The sequence below is a fragment of the Paenibacillus luteus genome (assembly GCF_006542765.1).
Classification (GTDB): domain Bacteria; phylum Bacillota; class Bacilli; order Paenibacillales; family Paenibacillaceae; genus Pristimantibacillus; species Pristimantibacillus luteus.
Window position 1 is genome coordinate 1 of the sequence record NZ_SKCD01000032.1, and the last position, 20,301, is coordinate 20,301.

At 46.0% G+C, this 20,301-nt stretch carries 18 protein-coding genes; 5 read left to right on the forward strand and 13 right to left on the reverse strand.

Features of this window, described 5'->3' with window-relative positions:
• Positions 1 to 138: 138 nt before the first annotated feature.
• Entirely contained in the window at positions 139 to 564 is a 426-nt protein-coding gene (locus E0496_RS21995) for a DUF6157 family protein (protein ID WP_141503938.1), read from the reverse strand.
• Positions 565 to 816: 252 nt separating this feature from the next.
• Here E0496_RS21995 and E0496_RS22000 point away from each other — a divergent pair, with 252 nt between their 5' ends.
• Both E0496_RS22000 and E0496_RS22005 read left to right on the forward strand, forming a co-directional pair.
• On the forward strand, positions 817 to 2,208 hold the full coding sequence (locus tag E0496_RS22000) for an aldehyde dehydrogenase (RefSeq protein WP_141503939.1): 1,392 nt from the start codon (positions 817 to 819) through the stop codon (positions 2,206 to 2,208).
• Positions 2,209 to 2,420: 212 nt separating this feature from the next.
• Complete coding sequence (locus E0496_RS22005; protein WP_141503940.1) at positions 2,421 to 2,927, forward strand: DUF2062 domain-containing protein; 507 nt, start codon at positions 2,421 to 2,423, stop codon at positions 2,925 to 2,927.
• 87 nt (positions 2,928 to 3,014) lie between these two features.
• Here E0496_RS22005 and E0496_RS22010 read toward each other — a convergent pair whose 3' ends face one another.
• The 8 genes from E0496_RS22010 to E0496_RS22045 form a co-directional block, all read right to left on the reverse strand.
• On the reverse strand, positions 3,015 to 3,494 hold the full coding sequence (locus E0496_RS22010; protein WP_175598107.1) for a heme-degrading domain-containing protein: 480 nt from the start codon (positions 3,492 to 3,494) through the stop codon (positions 3,015 to 3,017).
• 57 nt (positions 3,495 to 3,551) lie between these two features.
• Positions 3,552 to 4,202 carry an SGNH/GDSL hydrolase family protein gene (locus E0496_RS22015; RefSeq protein ID WP_141503941.1) on the reverse strand — a complete coding sequence of 217 codons (651 nt, stop codon included), beginning with the start codon at positions 4,200 to 4,202 and terminating at the stop codon, positions 3,552 to 3,554.
• A gap of 134 nt (positions 4,203 to 4,336) precedes the next feature.
• The gene (locus E0496_RS22020) at positions 4,337 to 5,149 is read right to left on the reverse strand and encodes an undecaprenyl-diphosphate phosphatase (RefSeq protein ID WP_141503942.1); all 813 of its coding nucleotides are present in this window, start codon (positions 5,147 to 5,149) and stop codon (positions 4,337 to 4,339) included.
• A gap of 171 nt (positions 5,150 to 5,320) precedes the next feature.
• On the reverse strand, positions 5,321 to 5,941 hold the full coding sequence (locus E0496_RS22025) for an NAD(P)H-dependent oxidoreductase (protein ID WP_141503943.1): 621 nt from the start codon (positions 5,939 to 5,941) through the stop codon (positions 5,321 to 5,323).
• A 36-nt stretch (positions 5,942 to 5,977) separates the two neighbouring features.
• Positions 5,978 to 6,751: a pirin family protein gene (locus tag E0496_RS22030; RefSeq protein ID WP_141503944.1), complete on the reverse strand. Its 774-nt coding sequence runs from the start codon at positions 6,749 to 6,751 to the stop codon at positions 5,978 to 5,980.
• A complete protein-coding gene (locus E0496_RS22035) occupies positions 6,748 to 7,215 on the reverse strand; it encodes a MarR family winged helix-turn-helix transcriptional regulator (protein WP_141503945.1) in 468 nt (155 codons plus the stop codon). Before E0496_RS22035 ends, E0496_RS22030 begins: the two co-directional genes overlap by 4 nt.
• Before the next feature lie 231 nt (positions 7,216 to 7,446).
• Positions 7,447 to 10,770: an NEAT domain-containing protein gene (locus tag E0496_RS22040; RefSeq protein ID WP_161601519.1), complete on the reverse strand. Its 3,324-nt coding sequence runs from the start codon at positions 10,768 to 10,770 to the stop codon at positions 7,447 to 7,449.
• A 128-nt stretch (positions 10,771 to 10,898) separates the two neighbouring features.
• Entirely contained in the window at positions 10,899 to 11,276 is a 378-nt protein-coding gene (locus E0496_RS22045; protein ID WP_206669833.1) for a hypothetical protein, read from the reverse strand.
• Positions 11,277 to 12,045: 769 nt separating this feature from the next.
• Between E0496_RS22045 and E0496_RS22050 the strand changes: the two genes are divergently transcribed.
• From E0496_RS22050 to E0496_RS22060, 3 genes are all read left to right on the forward strand, one after another.
• Positions 12,046 to 12,633: a TetR/AcrR family transcriptional regulator gene (locus tag E0496_RS22050; protein ID WP_161601520.1), complete on the forward strand. Its 588-nt coding sequence runs from the start codon at positions 12,046 to 12,048 to the stop codon at positions 12,631 to 12,633.
• A 63-nt stretch (positions 12,634 to 12,696) separates the two neighbouring features.
• Positions 12,697 to 13,344 carry a DUF2306 domain-containing protein gene (locus tag E0496_RS22055; protein ID WP_141503948.1) on the forward strand — a complete coding sequence of 216 codons (648 nt, stop codon included), beginning with the start codon at positions 12,697 to 12,699 and terminating at the stop codon, positions 13,342 to 13,344.
• Positions 13,345 to 13,429: 85 nt separating this feature from the next.
• Positions 13,430 to 14,194 carry an exodeoxyribonuclease III gene (locus E0496_RS22060; protein WP_141503980.1) on the forward strand — a complete coding sequence of 255 codons (765 nt, stop codon included), beginning with the start codon at positions 13,430 to 13,432 and terminating at the stop codon, positions 14,192 to 14,194.
• A 67-nt stretch (positions 14,195 to 14,261) separates the two neighbouring features.
• Here the strand turns inward: E0496_RS22060 and murI are convergent, their stop codons facing one another.
• The 4 genes from murI to E0496_RS22080 all read right to left on the reverse strand — a co-directional run bounded on the left by murI (position 14,262) and on the right by E0496_RS22080 (position 20,067).
• Positions 14,262 to 15,059 carry a glutamate racemase gene (gene murI, locus E0496_RS22065; RefSeq protein ID WP_141503949.1) on the reverse strand — a complete coding sequence of 266 codons (798 nt, stop codon included), beginning with the start codon at positions 15,057 to 15,059 and terminating at the stop codon, positions 14,262 to 14,264.
• A 151-nt stretch (positions 15,060 to 15,210) separates the two neighbouring features.
• The gene (locus E0496_RS22070) at positions 15,211 to 17,055 is read right to left on the reverse strand and encodes an LTA synthase family protein (RefSeq protein WP_141503981.1); all 1,845 of its coding nucleotides are present in this window, start codon (positions 17,053 to 17,055) and stop codon (positions 15,211 to 15,213) included.
• Between the two features lie 197 nt (positions 17,056 to 17,252).
• Complete coding sequence (locus tag E0496_RS22075) at positions 17,253 to 17,723, reverse strand: RidA family protein (protein WP_141503950.1); 471 nt, start codon at positions 17,721 to 17,723, stop codon at positions 17,253 to 17,255.
• A gap of 232 nt (positions 17,724 to 17,955) precedes the next feature.
• Complete coding sequence (locus E0496_RS22080; protein ID WP_141503951.1) at positions 17,956 to 20,067, reverse strand: S-layer homology domain-containing protein; 2,112 nt, start codon at positions 20,065 to 20,067, stop codon at positions 17,956 to 17,958.
• Positions 20,068 to 20,301: the final 234 nt, after the last annotated feature.

Consider the following 20,301-nt stretch of genomic DNA (forward strand, 5'->3'; position numbering starts at 1 on the left):
ACATATCCTTAATTTGTTCCCATTGTTCATCACTTAGTTCATACCTTCTTTGAATCATGGTGGATGCTCCAATCGTTTTTCTCAAATTATACTACAAAATCATTTAGTTTTCAGACACGTCCTAGTATTATATCGTGCTTATTTTTTACTGCTTCTCATGCCAGCGACTACCTTCAGATTTTCTCGTTTGCCTTCTGCAAACTGTTGATACTCTGCTGACTCCTTCGGTATGAGCGCAAGCTTGCCTGCCTCATCAAAATGGATGCCCCATCCGTACTTCTTAGGAAGCATGGACGCTCGCAAACAAGCTTTCGGCTTGGAGAAAAAGGCACTGCGGATTGTTTCTCCACGTTCTGCAAGCTCCTCCTGCGAAATACCCTGGTGGCGAACATGCACCTCAAACATCAGCTCTTCCTGCGTATAACGGTATGGATGCTCGGCTGCCAGCTCATATTCCAAACTTGGCTTCGTTCTTCCGCTCTTCTTGTCCGGCGGCATAGTTCCGATTTCCACTAGGCAATCCGCGGAAACGGTAATGAACGTATTATAGTAATTCCAGTCCATCGCTTGCCCTCCTCGTGAGAGATAGATACTCTTAGTATAGACTCTTTACTCATTCTTATCGACTCTTAAAGTATAGCGCACCCTACTTTCACCTTAAATAGAGAGGGCTCAAACAGCAATATTCACACAAACCGTATATTGACGCTGCGATCATATTTTCAGTAAATATGACGATAATGGGTTAATAGCAGGATAATATAGAAGTTGATAACATGACCTGTTAAGATATGGTTAGTGCGAGGAGGATTCGGCATGAGCGAATACAGCAAAGAGGCCATTGATCATATTGTGCAACAGCAGAAAAGCTACTTTAGTGAAGGACATACGAAGGATATCCAATTCCGCCTAAAGCAGCTTAGCTTGCTCTTGGAAACGATTAAGCGTCATGAGAAGGAAATTAGCGAAGCATTATATCAAGATCTGCGCAAAAGTGAATTAGAAACGTATATGACGGAGATAGCGATCACGACAAGCAGTATTCGCCATATGCTAAAGCAGCTCAAGAAATGGATGAAACCCGAGAAGGTAGGAACTCCTTTCTATCTTTTTCCGGCAACGAGCCGCATTTATAGAGAACCGTATGGAACCGTGTTGATTATCGGTCCGTTCAACTACCCTTTCCAGCTCGTCATCGAGCCGTTAATCGGTGCCATAGCGGCAGGCAACTGTGCCATCGTTAAGCCTTCGGAGAGTACGCCTCATCTATCTGCCCTTATCACTAAAATGATCAGCGAAGCATTTGATCCTTCCTATATATGCGTCATTGAAGGAGAAAGGGAAACGACGTCACTGCTCATCCATGCGCCGGTTGATTATATCTTTTTCACGGGAAGCACCGAGGTGGGCAAAATCGTCATGCAAGCCGCTGCAAAAAACCTCGTTCCTGTCACGCTGGAGCTTGGCGGGAAAAGCCCCGTCATCGTTGATGCAGCAGCGAATCTAGAGCTGGCCGCCAAACGAATCATCTGGGGAAAGCTCCTGAATACCGGACAAACCTGCATTTCGCCCGATTATGTGCTGGCCCATGCCAGCATAAAGGAACCGTTGATTCAGAAGATGAAAGAAACCATTAGGGCCTTCTACGGCTCCGATATTCAGCACAACAACGATTATGCCCGGATCGTCAACCAGCGCCAGTTCGACCGGCTTGCCTCCATTCTGGAACGCGATCAAGCCCAGATCGTGTTCGGCGGGACAACCGATCGGGCTGATCTCTATATTGAACCGACCCTGCTCGCAGGCAGTACCTGGGACAGCGCAGCGATGCAGGAAGAGATTTTTGGCCCCCTATTGCCCATTCTCGAATACCAGGATCTTCACGAGGCAATTAGCGCCATTAACGTTCGTCCCAAGCCGCTCTCCCTTTACTTGTTCACCGAGGACGCAACGATAGAGAAACAAGTACTGAATAAAGTTTCGTTCGGTGGCGGCTGCATTAATGATACGATTATGCATGTGTCTAACCCATCGCTGCCGTTCGGCGGCGTTGGCCATTCAGGCGTCGGCGCCTATCATGGAAAACACAGCTTCGATCTTTTTTCCCACAAAAAAAGCATCTTGAAGAAGAGCACCAAAATCGAGTTTGGACTCGTTTTCCCTCCATATGCAAACAAGCTAGACAGAATCAAAAAGCTGCTGAAATAAAAAGCTTAAATGGAGATTCTGAACAGTCTGCAAAACAATGCTTTAAGGCGAAGAAACGATGGGGGATGCATCTATCCATCGTTTCTTCGCTTTTTTGCGGTATATCTACATTTCTCACCACTTCTGTCCTCTCAGCCTATATTTAGATCCTTTTTTGGACAAAATCTGCTATTATAATACAATACATCAACTGAACAGAGGAACTGACACCTATGAAGCTGAAGCTCGTTCGAAAAATGAAGTATTACTTCCTTAAGCTGCTGCGAATCCGCAAATCAGACCATGTCGTTGCCATAGGCTTTATAGCTGGTTTCTTTCATTGCTGGTTTCCGACCTTCGGCATCGGCATGCTGCTCTCCATAGGACTTGCAAGGCTGCTGCGAGGCAATCTTGTGGCTGCTGTCATATCGGGCTCGCTGGGCTCCTTCCTTTGGCCGTTTCTCTTTTATCTCAACTACAAATCCGGTTTTATTATTGAGAGCTTGTTCCATTCACCCAATTACGAGCTTGATGACGCCTTGGATGAAGCCGTGCCGGATGCCGATTATTCGGAAGCCGCGGATCACTTCAACAGCTTCAGCGACATTGGACTCAACTTTCTGACCGGCTCGATCGTCAATAGCATTCTATTTTCTTTCATTGGCTATTTTGCACTTCGCTTTGTGCTGAAGCATTACCGTCTCCCCCTCCTTCGGAAGCTGAAGAGGAAAGTGGTTTGAGCCAGTACAGCTGAAAGTGGATATTCTGACATAAAAAAAAGGCCGGGTCCTCCGCTGGAGAAATCCCGGTCTTTGCTGCTTATAAGCTTAGAATTGCGATAAGAAACGGTGGAGAACCGAAACAAGCAAATCATGATCCTCTTGGTCCGGCAAGCCGGAAACGGTAACCGTACCGATCTGCCCTTCCCCCCGCACAAGCAGCGGAAATGCGCCACCCGCTTCAACATAATCAGCAATGGGCAATCCGTGCTTCTCCTCCATCGTCGTTCCCTCACTGCGAAGACGGCAAGCGATGTGCCATGAACTCATACCGAAATGATTGGCAGCATTATTTTTACGCCTAATCCAGTTCTCGTTCTCAGCCGACGTTCCTTCCATCGCATGGAGAAATAAGCGCTGCCCCGTGCGGGTAACATCCACTGTGATTCTCTGGCCGTTACGCCGCGCTTCCTCCACGATCGCCAAGCCGAGCTCTAGCGCCGTGTCGTTCGTAAAGAATGAGAACCAGAGCTCCTGCTCCTCCTGCTCCATTTGCTGCAATCTTTGTTCCATCGATGGCGTCGTCATTTGTATGCTGGCTCCTCTTCGCTATAAATAGCTATCAGTGATGAACTTATGCATCTTTTAAATTTTCGTTTCGTTTCCAATCACCTTATCCATCCATTGCCTAGCTATCAGCTCATGGCCAGCGGCCGTTGGGTGAACTCCGTCCCATAGCCAATAAGAAGCCTCCGCCCGTGTGCATGCTTCGTTGAATGCGGCTTGCAGCGGCACGAAAATAGCGCCGTACTGCTCTGCAAGCTGGCGAACGATCTGCTGATACGCCGTTAAGCACTCCGACCAAGCCTCCCAATTGCTCGCAGGAGCGCCTGTATTTAAGATAAACGGCTCGCAAAGCACAAGCTTAGCCTGCGGCAATACTTCTTTCGTTTCCTCCAACACATGACGATAAGCACGCTCGAATCGATCCGTTACCCCGCTAGTCTCGCCGTTCACCGTTCTCCATGCATCATTTACACCAATCAGCATGCTGATTAAGGACGGCTGCAAACTAATGGCATCCTCATTCCATCTTGCATACAAATCCGAAGCACGGTTGCCGCTTATTCCGCGATTAATAATAAGAGGCTGCTGTTCCGCCTGCTCATAGCCTAGTCTTGCCCCAATAATATAGGCATAGCTATGTCCCAATATATGATTCGGGTCATCGCTTCTTCCTCTTGCCCCATCCGTTATCGAATCGCCTTGAAATAAAATAACCGTTCTATCTGACATACCATTCTCCCCTTTTTCCAATATTTTCTACGTTTATTATAGGCGAAAAGCTAGATTGCGTATAGTCCATAATTAACAGGCCAGCACTTCCCCCCTCGGAATGCGCTGGCCTGTACGGATTAGATATTTTTAAACTATAGAAAAATAAGGAGCAATATGCCCGCTGCAAAGCAATAATAAGCGAAGTAAATCAAATTGCCTTTGGCCATGATGTTCATAAACCATTTCATTGCAAAATAGGTGACAACTAGCGTTGTCAGAAATGCAATGATGTACGGAATCGCTAAGGTTGAACGGTCAGGATCACCCGCAATATCGGATATGCCCAGCACCAGACCGCCTAAGCTGATTGGGATATAGAGCATAAAGGAAAAGCGAAGCGCAGTATCCTGCTTCATGCCAACGGCGATGGACGTAATGACCGTCGATCCAGATCGGCTAATGCCGGGAATAAGTGCAACGGCTTGCGCCATCCCGACAATTAACGCATCTTTGAATGACAAATCGCCATCGCGCTTCCGACCGCGTAAATTGCGGATTAGCCAGAGGGCCACGCCCGTTATTAATAAGGACACTGCCACCGTACGTACGTTTGAAAAGTAGGATTCAATTTGATCCTTAAACAATAATGCAATGATTACCGCCGGTACTGTGCCTACGACCACATAAGCTGCAAACATAAAATCTGCCCGATAGCTCTTCTCTCTCGTTTGGACAAACCGCAAGCTGCCCACAATGAGCCTCATAATATCCTTGCGGAAAATGAAGGAGATAGCAATCAGCGAGGCTGTATTCGTCAATATTTCAAATGCCAAGCCTCTCTGCTCTATGCCTAATAGTTTCTGAGCGATAATCAGGTGACCGCTGGAGGATACCGGGATAGGTTCGGTTGCCCCCTGTACGATTCCAAGCAGTAGATACTTTAACCAAAGCAATAAGTCTGTCATTTCTTCTCCTCTCTTAAATCGATCTCTATGATCTATCATAGCGCACCGGACGCATATAGCAAAGACCGGCAGCTTCTTCTAAGAAGAAGACTGCCGGTCTTTCTATTTTGTAACAACTAGGGATAAAAAACCGATTAACTGCCACTCGGTGCTGTTCTCATTGGTCCATGCTTACTCCTGCGCAAGCCCGAGCTTCACCCACTGAGCAACGTTAACCGTCCGCTTAGCCTGGTATTCTACCGCTGCTTGGATGTCTTCAACCATTTTGCCACTTTGCACGGTAACGCTTGTGCCGTACGGATTGCCGCCAGCTTCGAAAGTAACCGGACTCGAGTAGCCAGGCGCTGCCACGATAGCTCCCCAATGATACATGGAAGTATATAAGCTCAAAATGGTTTGTTCTTGCCCGCCATGGGCATTCTGTGCGGATGTCATCCCGCTCACGACTTTATTCACTAGCTTTCCGTTAAACCATAAGGCTCCGGTCGAATCCAAAAACTGCTTCACAGGTCCTGGCATACCACCAAATCGGGATGGAATGCTGAACACGATCGCGTCTGCCCATTCCAGATCCTTATAAGTTACTTCCGGTATATGTGTCGTTGCCGCAACATGGGTTCTCCAAATGGGGTTCGCTTGAATCGCATCCTCCGTTGCCAGCTCGGGCGTTTTCAGTATTCTTACTTCGGCACCTGCTTGTCTGCCGCTCTCCGCAGCCCATTCGGCCATCTGATAATTTGTTCCTGTTACACTATAATAAATAACGGCTAGATTAATGCTTCCATTAGACATTCTCTTCATCCCCTTAACATTTAATAACACTTAGCTTTATCTTTGGTAAAGCGGATACTCTACTTGAGTAGGCAGCTGAATAGCAATGACACGCAATCCGAATTGCTCACTGGTAAGCCGAATCGTCTCCGCGCGGTCAACAGACTCTATGACTGCAAAATCTTTATGATCAAAAGAGGCAACCCCTCCGGTCTCCACCGGCATGCTCAGTTCACCGTTTCCTCTGATCGCTAGTGCAGCCATCGAATAACCTTCAGGAATCGTGTGCACATATTCGCTATCCGGCTGAAGGACGATATCCCACATCTGTGCATCCGTCACAAGTTGCACCGGCGACCCTTCCCCTAAAATCGTTTTGACTTGAGCGCTGCCAATGCTAGTAAGCGGGAAATCATCTGCCATAAATTCATGGTAGGTAGGCACTCTTTTCACAGCTTCATTGAGGTCGGGTTCAAACCAAATTTGGAATAGCTCCGCATCAGGACCCGTGATTTTCTCGCGATGCGAGACACCAGAGCCAGTCTGCATAACCTGAGCTCCGCCCACTCCTACTGTACTCTCCGTTCCCAGCGTATCACCATGCGCTACGAGTCCGTTCACCACATAGGTCATTATCTCAAAACCTTTATGCGGATGCAGTCCGATGCTGCCGCCTTCCTTCGCATGTGCCCATGCCCAATAAAACAATGGACCCACCCGTTTGACGGCTTCCTGCTCATGAGGAAACCCGATCGGCTTCTGCTCCGTAATCCTACCTCCTTCAAATGAGCCGATCGCCTGCTGAAGCGGTGTATATACGTTTAATCTCATGACTTCGTCCCCTTCTCCGCCAGCGCTTCTGCGCCATGGCCAATCGCCTTTAACCAGACAATAAGCTGTTCTTTTTCTTCGTTGCTTATAAAAGCTAGGTTTTTTGCAATCACATCTGCATGCTTTGGAAATATATCATCGAACAGGGTTTGGCCTGTCTCGGTCAGCAGCACATTCGATCCCCTTCGGTCTGTAGCGCTAGGCTCGCGCCTTACATATCCCTTCTTCTCGAGCTTGTCCACAACGTATGTGATGCTGCCGCTCGGTATATCGAATTTTTCGCTTATTTTCTGAATAGGCTGAGGCCCTTTGCTGTAGAGCAGTTCGAGAATCATAAAATGCTCCTGCCTAATGCCATGGCTCTCCATATCCTTCCGCACATTATCGCTAACGGCTTGCGAGGCTTTGAACCAAACGCGGAAAAGCCTAAGGTCAAGCTGGCCTTGTTCATCAGCATGATACATTTTTTTGCCCCCTTACTGTACATATCTTAATTTAATAAATTCTAAAGTTAGGATACTTATATCCTATCATTAGGATAAATAGTTGTCAAATCCTTTTCTATATCAGCAACGATGCTGAAAAGCGGCATCGTTTTCTTGACCGGATAATTTTCTCCCATTTATATCAAAAAAAAAAAAAAACCGGGACCTCCTATGCGGAAGATCCCGGCTGAACAGTTCCAAATTGGGCGACTACAGCTTCTCAAGCACTCTTAAAATAAGAGTCAGTGCTTCTGCGCGAGTAGCGTTTGCGTTCGGATCGAATGTATTGTTCCCTTTGCCCTGAATGAGTCCAGCTTCGATCGCAGCGGCTGCCTCTTTTCTAGCCCAAGCGGGGAACTTATCCGCATCCGCAAAGGACAATACCGCGTCCTCCTTCGTTTCGAGCTTTGCCGCCCGCGCGATAATAACCGCAAGCTCCGCTCTTGTAATCTCATTTCCTGCTCTAAAGGTCTGATCCTCATAACCGCCGATCAAGCCTGCTTGGACTGCACGTGTAACATGCTCCTGTGCCCATGTTGGAATCTTCGTATTGTCATTGAACTTTGTCGTTGTCGTGCTGCCTGGCAGCTTCAATGCCCGACTAATCAAAGCTGCAAATTCTGCGCGAGTAATGACGCCATTCGGATGGAATTTGCCATCTTCATAGCCTTTGACAATGCCCAGTTCTAGAGCTTTCTCAATCGAAGCTTGTGCCCAGTGCCCTTGAATATCTTTAAAATCCGTAACGACAGGCTCATTCAGCTCTTCATTTCCTTTTTCGCCATCCTTTTCCTCGACCAGATCTAAATCATCCGTTCCATTATAAGGACGAATGCTCGACTCATCGAACTTGAACTGAATATCGTACTGATGGAAATAGCTCATTTCCGGCCAATCGATCTTCACCCAGCCATCCGTAATCTTGGACAGATCGCTCACAGCGAAAGAAACAACCCTTGTATTTTTTTCTGTATTTCTGCTTACCAACGCAACATTAGCGCCATTAAACTTTAATCCGGTTATTTCTTTATCCTGCTTAATGGACAAATGAATTTGTTTGCTGCTTCCGGATACGACCAATATCGCCGTTGGGAAAATGTACTCCTGCATGACGGAATCCTGCTCGGTACCGTATTTCAACACGCGGACCCCAATCGCATACTGCCCATCGGCCAGACCTTGGTTCGGTGCTGGTGTAGTTGTTGGATCAGGGGGATTCGTTGTATTTTCCGCCGCTTTTAAAGCAGTAACAGCCGCCTGCAGCACCGTTACTGCCGCATCCGTCAGCTCTTGTGTTCCTGTAATTCGCACCGCTTCTGCGCTTGCTGCCTGAATTGCGCTTTGCAAAACAACCTTCGCAGCTTCCGGATACTCGCCTTTCTTCGTTCCCACTACCGCAGCTTTATGAAGGGCTGTCGCTTCATTAATGGCAAGTACCAATGCGGCATTGTTGACATTATTGAAATTCAAGCGGATATCATGTGTCATTTCATAGTTTTGTTCCTTAACGACGACATGAACTTTAGCGTTCATAAGTACCGACAAATCATCGACCTTGAACTTCACGACGCGCGTATCAGCAGCTTTGTCTTCGCTAACAACGATAGATTCCTCGAATACTCCGGCTGTCTCCACTTGAATAGATTGGACTTGGGAGCTCTTTTTCACAGTCACCGTCACATAAGTTGAACCGCCATTCGTACTGACAAGTGCCGGCTTCACAAAGTAACTGTCCATGGTTGAGAATTGTTCCTTATTCGAATAGATAACAGAGAAATTGACTGTAGTTGCTGCGGTCTCCTTAAACGCTGCTACGGCAGCTTCCAAGTCAGTAGTTTCAGCGGCAATTTGCTGCCTTGTAGAGGCTAAGTTATTTGATGCTTCTCCTGCTGCTTGAATAGCTGATTGCAGCTGAGCTTTTGCAGTCGAATATGTTTCCTCTTCGCCTTCGACAGCAACTAATAAGTCATGCAGGTTCTGAGCATTCAGTGCCGCTTGCTTAAGCTGTTGAAGCTGCTCAGCATTGTAACTGATATAAACACCTTTGGTCTCGTCGCCAGCTTTGTATCGGACAAAGGAAAGGCCTTGCCAGCTAGCATCGTCAGCCAGCAAATTTCGTATAATGACTTGATAAACTTTTTGCTGCTCACTGGAGCTTTTGGTTACTAAAAGCGCTTTATCCTTATTTCTTGTGAATAATAAATCATCTGTTTTCATTCCTCCGTCTTCAAGTGCTGAAGATTGCACGACCTCAGCAATCGCAGATCCTACGAACGAAAGGTTTGCATTTGTTCGGTTTTGGAGGCTCTCATTCGTAATCAATGTTGCTGTTCTCTCAATTTCATTGGCATTAGAAGATTCCACAGTTGTGGGCTCCAATGAATCCAACACATGGATTTTGGTTGGAGCGGAAGCAATATACTGTCTGGTCGGGAAATCTATATACCAACCGTTTATTTTTTTGACCGCTGCGTCAACAGCCTCTTGAGTTGCTTTCTCATTGTCAAATACGACTTTCGCAATCCTAATCTCTTCTTCAAAATTGCTTATTGCATTTTTAGCATATTCGCCTGGGGTAATCGTCGAATAGAATGCACCCGGGTTGCCTTCAGCCTTTCCGAGTTCCTCTGACGAATCTGCTAGCTCCGAGGATAGCGTAATGAGCAGACTAAGCGCTGTTTTGTTCGCTGAAATTAACAAGGATTTGTATTGGCTTAGTGCCGCTTGCAATTGTACACAAACTTCTTTCAGAAGAGCTGCATCTGAACCCGCTGCTGCCTTTTTGGTTTCAGCTAGTTCAATGCTGTTATAGAATGACGTTTTGGAGCCTACGGGATAATCACCATAGGATGTGCCTTCGTATGTGTTTTCGTAAACGGAACGTGACACCGAAATGAGCTCATTTACGTTCTCAAGGGTAATCGGTTGATCCGTGCCGCCTCCGTTGTTTTCGCCATTATTTCCGCCACCGCCTTCTCCCTCTTCAGGAATCTGCGGAAGCGAGCTTGTATTCAAATGTAATTGTACGTTGTACCAGTGGTTATAGGTGAATCCAGGAATATCGGTAACCTCTACGTGCATAAGGATATCTTGTTTCTGGGACAGGTCATTAATTGCGATTTGAACGATCCAATTTCCCGTTCCGTTATTGGCCTGACGGTAAGTAACCGGTTCATAACCATCCTGGCCGTTGACTATGTAATTGGAGCCTGATGTGGTAATAACTGCCTTGCTGCTGCCTGCCTTGCGTGAACCAAGATAATGAAAATAAGCATAGTTCTTACTCGTGATTTCATGCTCGAACTTTGCTTTACCGTCTTGAATGATAAGCTTTCCTGTGTTGCCGGTCTGCATAAACCCATCCGCAGCCGATGCTGTTTCCGTATTATCCTTCCAATAATTGTAGCTCAGTGCATATTCGCCATCTGGCACCTTAGCATTTGTCGACTCAGCCGCATAGCTCAATTGGAAAGATGTTAGCAGCAAGGCAAACGTAAGCAGCATAGCAAATGATTTTCTCAAATTCTTTTTCAACTGTTGGACACTCCTTTTTCGCTTCCTGTCTCTACCTAGCAAACCGACCGAAAAGCGGCTGAATAAACCAGGCCGCTTTTCCGTCATATGATTTTGTTTAGGCAATCAGGTCGCTATTATAATATGAATTATAGCCAGTCAATTTGCAGGTTGAACGTTGCATCGTGGACATCCTCGATGTAGACACGAAGCTCAACCGGAATATTCGTTACTACGTCAGCAACCGGGAATGTGAAAGTTGTATTGCCGCCAACGACTGCTCTTGTCGCATATACGCCATTCACTTTCAAAGATGGGAAATAGTCGCCTGTAAGTGTAATCGTAGCTGTGGAGCCTGTTACGTCTGCAGGTCCGTTAATGAACGCACTTGAATGGACCGCAGTAAACGAGGTTGCGCTGCCAGCTGAATCAAGGAAACGGTAGCTTTGTGTTGCGGCAAAAGCCGGAATAGCCATAACAAGCGCGAAGACCAAAGTCAAAAGCATCATTGGAACTAATTTTTTCATCGATTTTACCATTATTAAATACACTCCCTTATTTTGAGTTCATATTTTTACTGATAAAAATAGTTCGATTACGCTAAGCGAGATCACTATCCATTGCTAATTTCGACTTCACTCCTCCTTTCTAATGTGCAGGTATAGCCCACAGAAAAAGTAAGTATGTAGACAATGATAATCATTATCATCTTAGTTGTAAAAAAAATTTCCGTGGCCGAAGCACATGCCTGCAGGTGCAAGTAACATGCTCCCTCTCTTCAGAAAATCGATAACGTGTACATCGTCCATCGATAGCTTGATTTTATAGTTATACTCTAAATTATGTCAATCCAATTTCAGCTACTATTTATTTTTTAAATAGTAATTCCTGTCCGATTACTTCTTTTTAATAATCCATTATTATTCATTTTAATATCCACTCTCGCCTTTATTTAAAGAAATTCTCGAATAAACATTACTTATACGGATTAAAATTATTACTTTAAATTATTTCGAACACAAATGATAACGATTATCATTATTAATTGAAGTTTTATTCTTGCTACACCTTGAATAAAAACATCTCTTAACCCTCACCCTTTCTTACGTGGTATTCTTACCCAAACAAAGCTTAATTTCTGCCTATCTCCTAAAATCCTGAATACCCTTCGCCATATAAAACAGAAAATGCTCTTGGTCTGCTCTGTGCCCAAGCTTCAGAATACCTATTGACAAAAAAATACAGGTTATGATATCTTTTAATCAAACACTGTTCAATAAAGGAGAGCCTATTCAAATGACACCCAGAAAAGCAGTCAATCAGGAACTTAGCCGCGAACGTATTTTATTTACGGCAAGAGATCAGTTCTCACAGCACGGCTATCGTGGTTTATCCATGCGTGGAATTGCCAAGGAGCTCGGCTATTCGGCTGGCTCGCTCTACTATCATTTTCGTGAGAAGGCTGATTTGTTCAGCGCTATGGCAACTGAGGATTTTAACCGGCTTAATGAGCTTCTATCAACAACGATTGCCCAATCGCCAAGCCCTGGACGTGATCGGCTTCAGCTTATTTTTGTTAATTTCATTCGTTTTGGGCTTGAGAACAAACGCTCCTTCGAGCTCATGTTTCTTATTCAGGAGCCTGAGCTCGACTGTTACACGATGGCTCCGAAGATGGGCAGCTATGATCAATTCGCTGATGCCGTAAGAGCTTCGCTGCTGGTAATCAATGAAGAACATGCCCGTAATGATGATATGATTTGGGTTCTGTTTCTCGCGCTCCATGGCTTCGTCAACTTCTATGTACCAGGCAGCCAATCCTTTGAGGAAGTGGCGGACCTGGCCGACATGCATGTGAATTTATTGCTTCGCGGTTTGGCATAATTTTTTACCCTTTAATTGAACAATGATCAATTAATAACAAAAACAAAGGAGAGTGTCCTTACGATGAGAAACAAATTACTGCGAGCGCTTGTATTTCTATTTTCTTTCGCAATTGCAGGCTATGCCGTTGTTCAATACGGTCTATTGGATGCCAGCAAGGCGGGGCTCGTGGCTTTTAAACTGCAAAAGCCTGATTTTCAGCTTACCCCATGGGTCTACGTCCTTTATATTCACATAGCAACAGGCATACTTGCTCTTCTTATAGGACCGTTTCAGATTTTTATGAAACAAACGAAGAAGCGATCCCTTCTCCATAAACGGCTCGGCTATATTTATGTTATTTCGATTACGATAAGCGGAATCGTTGGCATTTACCTTTCCTTTTTCGCTACGGGCGGCGCGGCCGCAGGACTTGGCTTCCTTGCACTCGATGTGCTGTGGGTAGCAACGACTTGGACAGCCATACGGAAAATCATAGGCAAAAATGTGCAGGCACACCAAGCTTGGATGCTCCGCAGCTATGCCCTCACCTTCGCCGGGGTTACTCTTCGCCTCTGGCTCGCGCCTATGGCCATCCTATTTGGAGATTTTGAAGCGGGCTACCGTGTCGTAGCATGGCTTTGCTGGATTCCAAATCTATTGATCATCGAAGCTATCATTCGTAGGCTAACATCCAGAAACCGCCAGTCCCCTACCTTGTTCAACTCGTGATGATTTCTATGTTAAACTAGCAATAAGAAACGGGACTCGACGTTCTCTGCAAATAAACGATAGAAAAGCTGGGAGAATCAAGATGATCAAGCTGGTATCATGGAATGTGAACGGTTTAAGAGCCTGTGTCACCAAAGGCTTCAACGATTATTTTAAAGAAACGAATGCGGATATTTTTTGCCTGCAGGAGACGAAGCTGCAAGAAGGGCAAATTACGATGGAGCTTGGCGAGGAGTATTCGCAGTATTGGAATTATGCGGTCAAAAAAGGTTATTCCGGCACCGCCATCTTTACGCGGATCAAACCGCTGTCTGTACGTTACGGCCTGGAGGAGGATTCCGAGCCGGAAGGACGCGTGATCACACTCGAATTCGACAGCTTCTACCTCGTTAACGTTTATACGCCAAACGCCAAACGCGACCTGTCGAGACTGGATTATCGGCTCGAATGGGAAAACCGCTTCCGCAGCTATCTGCTGGAGCTGGATGCGGCAAAGCCCGTTCTAGTCTGCGGTGATCTGAACGTCGCCCATCAAGAGATCGATCTGAAGCATCCGAAGCCAAACTTAGGCAACTCCGGCTTTACGATTGAAGAGCGCGGCAAGATGACCGAGCTGCTTAGCTCTGGTTTCATAGATACCTTTAGGCATCTCTATCCTGAACGTGCGGAAGTGTACAGCTGGTGGTCTTATATGCCGAAGGTGCGCGAGAGGAACGTCGGATGGCGAATTGATTATTTCTTGGCGTCAGCGAGACTAAGCCCATTGGTCATTGATGCGCAGATCGATACCCACGTCCTAGGAAGCGATCATTGCCCCGTCCTGCTCGCAATGGAAGATATAGCAGGCTAGTGTGCCTCAAGAACAATAAAAGTCGGACAGCGCTCCATAGAGGGCTGTCCGACTTTTTGGTTCCTGTTTATGTGGAAAGCGTCTCCGAAACAGAATTCTGTTCAAGCAAAAGAGCAAGTGCTGTTTGCATTTTGTCCTTATATGCGGGTTCGTTGCCTGTACACATAAAGTGCACATCTCCGCTGCCGCCGCCCTCAGCGATGCCGTAGCGGTTCAACAAAGCGGACAAACGCTTCACCGTACCCACATTGCCGTCCACGATCTCGATATGAGCCGGAAGCATCTCCCGCAAAATATTCTTATAAAAAGGATAATGCGTACAGCCCAGCACGATAATACCGTATTGGTTCAGATCATAGCTCGCGAGCTTCGCCCGAAAATATTCATTCATGATGGATTTATCGAATTGCAGAGATTCACAATAATGCACAAGCTCCGGCAAAGGAAGCGAATCCACGATCCCCATGTCATCCACGCGGGAGACGAGCGCATAATATTTAGGCAATTGCAGCGTTAGCGGCGTCGCGAACACAAGCACTCTTTTGCCTGTTGCGCGGTTCATCTCCACCGCAGGCTTGACCGCCGGCTCCATTCCAACAATAGGAAGCGAATAACGCTCCCTCAGTTCTGTAATTGCAATACTGGTCGCCGTATTGCAAGCTACAACAAGGGCATCGATTCCCTCACCCATCATCCTGGCGACTGACTCCAAAATATACGCTTTAACGTCCGCCTCCGGCTTCGTGCCGTAGGGAACATGCAGCGTATCTGCCATATAAAGAAAATCCTTATCAGGGAACCTTCTCAGCGCTTCCGCAAGCACGGTAAGCCCGCCAATCCCTGAATCAAAAAAGCCAATTCGCATGTCTCATCGATTCCTTACGTTAAGTGAAATAGAATTTCAGATAGAGCTATATCCATCTTAACTCATTCCCCTCTTTCATTAAAGCTTATAATTCTTAAGCGAAGAAAAAAGCCTCCCATCCGGTAGAATGAGAGGCGGTTTTACCTATTTTCTATGGTGCGCGCTTAGGCAGCAATCGGACATAATCATCGGAGAGCTTCATAAGCTCCAATATATAATCGTAATCGTCGCGGTACTTGCTAAAGTCGGCGACAGGCTCTTTGGTTCTTATATCGATCGCTGTGCCATCCTCGAAACCTTTGCCCGGCACGAACAAAATCTCATTATTGAAAAAAGAGCCTGTCGGCAAATAGTAGCGCATGCCTACAACATTTTGGGTTGTATTGAGCAAGTCATGGCCAAATGCGGTATACCCCAGCTCCTGCAAGGGCAAGCCTAACAAGTTGGAGATTGTAGGCATAATATCCACTTGACCTCCTACCTGCTCCATTGTCTTTCCATCTGCGCCCGGCACGTGAACAAACAAAGGAATATTGAAGCGGCTGATCTCCCCATCGTAGTTGATGCCAAGCTGCTCACTGACCCATGCAGGTTCATTGTCTTTGGCCTGCAAACCGGAGTGATCGCCGTATGCAACCAGCACCGTGTTCTCCCAAAGTCCGCTTGCTTTCAACCCCTCAATCAGGGTGCCAAGCGCATAATCCGTATAATTAATGGCTGTTAAATAATCACCAAGCTGCGTGCCTTGAAGATGGTCTGGCATCTCAATCCGCTGACGCTCACTTGGCACCTTAAACGGATGATGGCTTGAGGTCGTTACGAACTGTGCGTAGAACGGCTGGCTTTCCTTATTCAGCTTCTGCAGCTTCTCAAGCCCCACCTTATAAAGCTCCTCGTCGGAAGCTCCAAAGGAATTGAAGTGATCATTTTTGAAGGCAGGTTTGTCATAGTATGCCGTGAATCCCAGTGCAGGATACATCCGGTTGCGATCCCAAAACGTAACATCATTAATATGAAACGTGTTCGAGACGTATCCGCTATCCCCCAACAACCGTGGTAGGCTTGGCAAAACTCTGTCGCCATAGCCCGTAGACATCGCGATCGCACCTGTCGGGTAAATCGAGGTGTTGGACATAAATTCCGCATCCGAAGTGTTGCCTTGTCCGATTTGCTGAAAGAAATGGGGAAAGTAAAAGCTTTCCTTAGCCAGCTGATTAAGCACCGGAGTAACTTCCTTGCCATCAACCGACAGATTGATTGCAAAGTTTTGAAACGCCTCCATTTGGACAACGATCACATTTTTCCCTCTGGCAAAACCGAAGTAATTAGGCGTCCCCGCAGCTACCGCAGCGCCAGCTTGATCGAAATGCGAAATTTGAAGAGCATCCGCGCTTGCGGCTGTCTCTTCAACACTGCCATTTTTAATCGCGTTTTGTTCTTGATTTGCCTTAATGGCAGCTGCAACCTGATAGTCCAGAAAGCCCAAGCTCTCCGCCTGTACGATTTCATTGGGGATACCACTGGCTGACCAGATATATACACTAGACACCGCAACGCACAGCATCGCTGCGATCCCAGTAAACAAAGGTCTGGCAACACGACGTCGTCCCTCGCTGCGTATGCCTTGAACGCGTTTCGCAATATATAGCAATGCAAGTATAATAACGTCGAGAAAAAATAAATAATAAGACGCTTGAATAATCGAGCCTACGCTCGTCCGGATCTGCAGAACCTGATCCAGCCCGTGCAAAGCTGTATACGTAGGCACTGTGCCATAATAGCTAAAATAAACAGTGGATGCGAACAATAGCAGAGAAAGAACTATATTTAAAATCCCAAATACCGGACCTCTCCATTTGGCTGAGGTTGCCAGTTCAATCGCTAGAAGTAGGACCAATACAGCAGCCGTATCCGCCAGAAGACGATCAAACGCAATGCTATGGAACACGAAATAGCGAAACAGTCCCATTTTTAGCAGCATGACTATAAAAAACATTAAAAAAGTAGATCTATCGTAACGCGTGGATATAAGCCTCAAGACCTTCACTCCTTAAGCATAAACGCTTGCTCCAAATAAAAATAAACCGTCTTGGTTGACGGCTCATCTATTCATTTATGTTAAGGGAATGTGAAGGTAATTGCAACGGCTAATAAATACTAATGCGGGTAACGGGACCGTCTGAGATAAGGAGACTAACGATTCAGCTCCACCTCAAAGATCGAATCGATGATGACCGGCAATTGATCCCGCAGTGAATTCGCCCCAAAGACCGAACGGGCATGCATGCCCCTCTCACCGAATACTTCCACCATCAAATCCGAAAAACCGTTAAGAACCTTATGATGCTCTTCAAAGCTTGGAACGGCATGAACGAATCCTTGAGCTTTCACCACTTGTCGCACAAGACCCAAATCACCCAGCGCCTGCTTCAATACAGCGAGCACTTCTATCCCCACCTGCCTCGCAAACTGGTAACCTTCCTCTGTAGAAAAATCGTGTCCAAGCTTTCCTTTTATTGGAGCGGATGGACCTTTTCCCGACAAAAATAACAGGCCATTCGTATAGACATAATTCACGTATTTCGCTGCCGGTTCACTCGCTAGTGGGAGGATAATACCTAATGCTGTTATTCGTTGTTCAATTGTACCTTCGGATGCAGGCATGATACCCCTTCTTTCTATTATTAGACTAGCTGAATGCTGCTGTGTATGACAAAGCTTACCTCATCATTGACCTCTTCATAAGGATCAGAAAAATAATAAAATTAAGGGTCAGATTATTAAAAGAATACAATGCAGATTATTTTTATTTTGACTTGAAAAAGCCCCCATCGCCTGCTGATTGCAGGGAATGAGGGCTTCCATAGATTAAACTATTAGTAACTCAATAGATACTCTACTCAACCAGCAGCGTATAAATCGCTTTGGCGCTTTCCGCGCGCGTCAATTTTGCTTTTGGAGCAAACTGATTGTCGTCACGGCCTTGAACAAAACCAGCTTCATAAGCAGCATCGATATAGGCAAGTGCCCAAGCCGATGCTTGACCGCGATCAGCAAATTCCGATATTTTGGCCGCTGCCAGCTTCTTGCCTGTCTTCAGCTCATAAGCACGAACCAGCAGTGCGGACATTTCTTCTCTCGTAATCTTCGCGTTCGGAGAGAATGTGGTGGATGAGGTCCCTTGTACAATACCCGCTTGGCTTGCCGCAGCGACTGCCTCTGCGTACCAAGCGCCGCTATTAACGTCCGTAAAGCTTGCTGTCCCGCTCGCTTTTAGACCAAGCGCTCTTGTCAGCATCGCTGCAAATTCAGCCCGCGTCACATCCGCTTGCGGCGCGAAGCTCGTTTCGCTTACGCCTTGGATCACGTGCTTGGCTGACAAGGCTTTAATGATATCCGAAGCCCAGAAACCTGCGGCTACGTCTGTAAAGGTTTTGTTATACTCCAAAACCGCATATTTGCTGAAGTGTGAAATCTCAACTTGGATTTCTCCTCCAACCGTTTTGCCGCTTACGAATTCAAGCTTGCCGCTATCCGAAATATAATAGACGCCAACAAGCGCTTGGTTTGCCTTTTCATTCACTTTAAGGCTGATCGTAATCGGTTCCTCGAACTGCGACAACGTCGTTACTTTACCGTCCTTGCCAACCACCGACAAGGAGAAATCATAAATCTCGCCGGCAGCTGTTACTGCTGCCAAGCTTTGTGCGCTAGCTTTGCTTAACAGATCGGTTGCCGCAGCTCCCGACACGGTTTTGAAATCAAAGACGATCTGTGCCCCTTCGAGCTGATCGGCTGGCAGTAGCTGCTGCAGCTTCGCCAGCACCTTCGAAGGAATATCCACCGTCAGGCTCTCGCTATCTAGTCGGAGCTTGCTGTCTCCAACGGCTTCCGCCGCTTTGACTGGCAGTACTACCTGAGGCTTGTCCTTCGAGATCGCAACGTTCACGATGCCGTCCTTTGCATTTTTCAAGCTGTCCAACTCGACAATTTGCTTGCCCTCATCAGCTACAGGCGTGACCACAACGCCACCTCCACCACTACCAGGTCCCGGGTTATTAGTTGTGGTTTCGCTAGCGATAGAGATATTGTTAAATTTCGAAAGATTAATACTACTGAAATAATAAATATCTTTCCCTGTTTGCCAATCCTTATAGCTTGAATAATAACCATATCTTAAACTTGCATTGTAATTATTTCCTGCTTTAGGAAGCTTGATTTCATCACCGCCGCTTGTAGACGATAATCTCACTTCATACGTATGGCCTTTAATGAGTGGTTCTTTAAATTGTAAAATAAAAGAATAGTCTTGATAAATATATTTTTCCTGTTCGTGGTTGTACCATGAGGATGGAAATGCTTCCGTAGCGTACACGCTTTGACTCACCGTAGCATCAGTCAATTCAAAATCCGATCCTACAGCAGCTGCGGAATTAAAAATTGCATTGCCGCCATTCCCATATTCTATAGGCAATTCAATTTCAATGGCATCATGGCCAGATTCTTCAGGCACAAAAGAGAGGAGCTTATCTCCGTTCCCAAGGTAAGTATTTTCTTTGTGCTGAGAGTAAAACTCCAACCCTTTCATACGATAAACATCTAGCGGCACGGAGTCTCCTGGGTTAGAGTAAAATCCATTTTCACCTCTCGGAAGAATATAAATTTTATTATCTTTTCCTTCCGTCACCTTGATTTCCTTTGTTGTATCAGCAATTGAAATTTCAGAGTAATCCACCCATTTATACGGCACGTTATTATCATCATAGTCTGTTACCGAATAAGGAGAAACTGCACCGTTCAAAACTTCAACCGTTCCATCTTCATCAATTCGTTCAATCTTTACATTATCATAATCTGCGGTATAAATTCCTCCTGCTAACGTTCCTCTTTCTGCGTTGTAATAAAATGTGATGTAGGCAGCCGCATGAGATAGCACCGGCATAAGCATAGACAATAACATCATGGCAACGATTGAAGCACTAAACTTCTTACGGAATTGCACGTTCATAGAGTGTCCCCTTATTTTCAATTTTTTAACATAACTATTCTAGTCTAGCAAACCGATCTGTCGAAATCTAGGACGTAATGCACAAAATTATTGAATTTCTACTTACTTATATGTAAATCAATAGCGTAAAACAGTTATTTTGTATGAGATACTCCCAAGCTAGTCATTAGAAAAAGCCCCCATCGCCTGCTGATTGCAGGGAATGAGGGCTTCCATAGATTAAACTATTAGTAA